Raw genomic sequence first — 2,919 nt, 5'->3', positions numbered from 1 at the left:
GACAGCGCCGTCACCAGCATCAGCGATCCGCGTAGATGCTCGGCGATGCGCGCCTCGTTGGCCGCGATCCCGCGCACGCAATTGGCGGTGAAAGACCGCGACGCCTCGGCCAGCAGCTCGGCCGATTCCAGCACGTTGAACAAAATGATCGGCTTGTAGGCGTTGAGCTGGAAATTGCCCTGGCTGCCGGCGAAGGCGATGGCGTGGTCAAGCCCGAACACCTGCACGGCCACCTGGGTAAGGGCCTCGCACTGGGTGGGGTTGATCTTACCTGGCATGATCGAGGAGCCGGGCTCATTTTCCGGGATCAGCAACTCGCCGATGCCGGTGCGCGGGCCGGAGGCATACCAGCGGACATCGTTGGCAATTTTCATTGCCGCCCCGGCCAGCACGCGCATTGCGCCGGAGGCCGCGACCAGCGCGTCATGCGCCGAGAGGGCGGCGAATTTGTTGGGGGCGGTGCGGAACGGATGGCCTGTCTCCTGGGCCACGAATTCCGCCACTTTGGCGCCGAAATCCGGGTGGGCGTTCAGCCCCGTGCCGACCGCCGTGCCGCCGATGGCCAGCTCGTACAGCCCGGGCAGCGTGGCCTCCAGCCCCACCAGCGCGGCGGCGAGTTGCACCTGCCAGCCGGAGATGACCTGCCCGAGCGTGACCGGGGTGGCGTCCTGCAGATGGGTCCGCCCGGTCATCACCACACCCGCGTAATTCGCCGCCTTGGCGGCGAACACACTGGCCAGCCTCCGCGCCGCCGGGAACAGCGCTCCGTGCAGCGCCTCCACCGCCGCGATGTGCATGACGGTGGGGAAGGTATCGTTGGAGGACTGGCTGTGGTTCACGTCATCATTCGGGTTTATGGGCGTCTTGCTGCCCAGCACCCCGCCCGCCATCTGGATGGCGCGGTTGGCGATCACCTCGTTGGCGTTCATGTTGCTCTGGGTCCCCGAGCCGGTCTGGAACACGACGAGCGGGAATTCGCCGTCCCATTTGCCGTCGATCACCTCCTGCGCGGCGGCGATGATGAGGCTGGCCTTGGCCTCAGGCAGCTGGCCGAGAGCCAGATTGGCCTGGGCGGCGGCTTTTTTCAGGATGCCGAAACTTCGGATGACCGCCCTGCCCCACACGTAGTTGCGCCGGCCGATAACGAAGTTTTCCAGGCTGCGCTGGGTCTGCGCGCCCCAGAGTCGGTCGGCGGAGACCGCCACCTCGCCCAGCGCATCATGCTCGATACGTGTCGTGCCCATCACAAATTCCCGTTCAGAAAGCCGAGTGCTGGCAGCGGCTTCCAGCGCCGCGGGAGATCCGTGCGGCGGATCGGCCTGACGGTGTAGCGCGGGACATTCTGCCCCGTCCGCTCCAGAAACCCGGAATAGGCGCGCACCTCCGCCTCGCGCCAGGCCTGGTCGCTCAACGCGGCGTTTCGGTTGGGGAAGACTTCAGCGATGCGGATGACACGGCCAACGATGGCAACGACGGCCCAGAGGGAATCGTCGCTGTGTTTGCGTTTCTCCGGGGCGAATTCCACCATCCAACCTCCAAGTGCGCCTTGGCATGGTAGCGCCGCCTGAAGAAAAAATCAGCGGATTTTTTTCCGGACCGCCACCACGGCCATCGCCACCAGCGCCTTGGGGTCGGAGATGAGGTAGCGCCCCGCCAGACGCAGCGGGTCCTGCGCCAGACGGTAGAGCCACTCCAGCCCGCTATGGCGCATCCATACCGGAGCGCGGCTGAGCGCCCCGGCGGCGTAACGCAGGGCCGAGCCGATGCACAGCCCTGCGCCCACGGCCTCGGGCCGGCCGCAGACGGCAAAGGCCAGCAGTTCCTGCACCGGCGAACCGACCGCGAAAAAGGTGAAGGGCGCGCGGGCGGCGCAGACGAAATCGACAGCCTCGTTGAACGCCTCGCTATTGTGCAGCAGTCCCATGGGCGGCTGATGATGCACGAACTCGATGCCCGGGTAGCGCGCCGCCAGCATGGCGAAGTCCGCGTCCTTCAGGCCGACGATGGCAACGCGAAATCCCTCGAGCTTCGGCAGCAGGGCTTCGGTTAAATCCGCCCCGGAAACGACTTCCGGTTGCGGCAAAGAGAGAAGTTTCGCCGTTAAGGCGATGAGGTAGGAATCCAGCAGGCACAGCATGGCGCGCTGATACACGCCGCGCAGCCGGCGAACGCGAAGCAGCCGCTCGATATGATCGGCATTCGGCGTGACGACATAGGCGAAGCGCGCCTGCGGCGGCCTGGCCAGCAGCCGTGCAAGAACAGATTCCAGCGAGACATTGCTGAAATCAATATCCAGCAAGGAAATAACAGGAGGGTTCAGGGCATCCATTCTAACCCCAAGGTTAAAATATGCTCGCTGGCGGCCGAGAGATAATTGGCCTGACGGTTGTTGAACTGGTACATGCCATTGAAGGCTAGGCTCGGCGTCAAATACCATTTCATCTCCATGCTGCCAGTGAACAGCGTCTCCCGTGAATTTTCTTTCATATACGCTACGTTTGAAATTTTCGCGACACCATTGACAATAACGTTTTCGAGAAGCGCGTGAGATAACGAAAGCGTTAGCTGTGTTAGTCTATATGGCGTGGCGCTGATCTCGTCCGGATCGTCTATTTCCCGTACCGCGACGAGCTGAACCTGATCCAGCCCCGTGGGCCGCCAATCTAGCCGTCCTTCCAGTACCGGCGCAGAAGCTCCGATATCGCGCGAATTGCGCTGCGCCGCACCGGCGAGCAGCGAGACGGTCCACAGGCCATCGGCTTTATCCTCCACGCCGGCGAGAATCTCGTTGGTATTGGCAGCGAAATAAGCGGTCTTGTAATCGGACTGAGTCGCATGAAGGCGCATCACATATTGGAGAGGTCCGCCTGGCGCGTAGGTGAGCGTGAGCGCCTCGCGGATGTCACGGCGGTCGAGGTC

General features: G+C 63.6%; 4 protein-coding genes. All 4 read right to left on the bottom strand.

Features of this window, described 5'->3' with window-relative positions; genetic code table 11:
• The coding region (locus tag ACLPJJ_RS12330) for a class II fumarate hydratase (RefSeq protein ID WP_443591270.1) at positions 1-1,244 on the bottom strand (1,244 nt) is incomplete at its 3' end.
• A complete protein-coding gene (locus ACLPJJ_RS12325; RefSeq protein ID WP_443591269.1) occupies positions 1,244-1,528 on the bottom strand; it encodes a hypothetical protein in 285 nt (94 codons plus the stop codon). The genes ACLPJJ_RS12330 and ACLPJJ_RS12325, both read right to left, overlap by 1 nt.
• 48 nt (positions 1,529-1,576) lie before the next feature.
• Complete coding sequence (locus ACLPJJ_RS12320; RefSeq protein ID WP_443591268.1) at positions 1,577-2,329, bottom strand: WecB/TagA/CpsF family glycosyltransferase; 753 nt, start codon at positions 2,327-2,329, stop codon at positions 1,577-1,579.
• Positions 2,317-2,919: outer membrane beta-barrel protein (locus tag ACLPJJ_RS12315; protein ID WP_443591267.1), on the bottom strand; the 603-nt coding region annotated here is incomplete at its 5' end. The genes ACLPJJ_RS12315 and ACLPJJ_RS12320, both read right to left, overlap by 13 nt.

Source organism: Acidocella sp., assembly GCF_052326845.1.
In the GTDB taxonomy this organism is placed as follows: Bacteria; Pseudomonadota; Alphaproteobacteria; order Acetobacterales; family Acetobacteraceae; genus Acidocella.
This window is presented reverse-complemented; position numbering and strand designations above follow the sequence as displayed.

Excerpts from the sequence above, each read along its gene's own strand:
- ACLPJJ_RS12325 (WP_443591269.1), bottom strand. The coding sequence starts at position 1,528 with ATGGTGGAATTCGCCCCGGAGAAACGCAAACACAGCGACGATTCCCTC.
- ACLPJJ_RS12320 (WP_443591268.1), bottom strand. The coding sequence starts at position 2,329 with ATGGATGCCCTGAACCCTCCTGTTATTTCCTTGCTGGATATTGATTTC.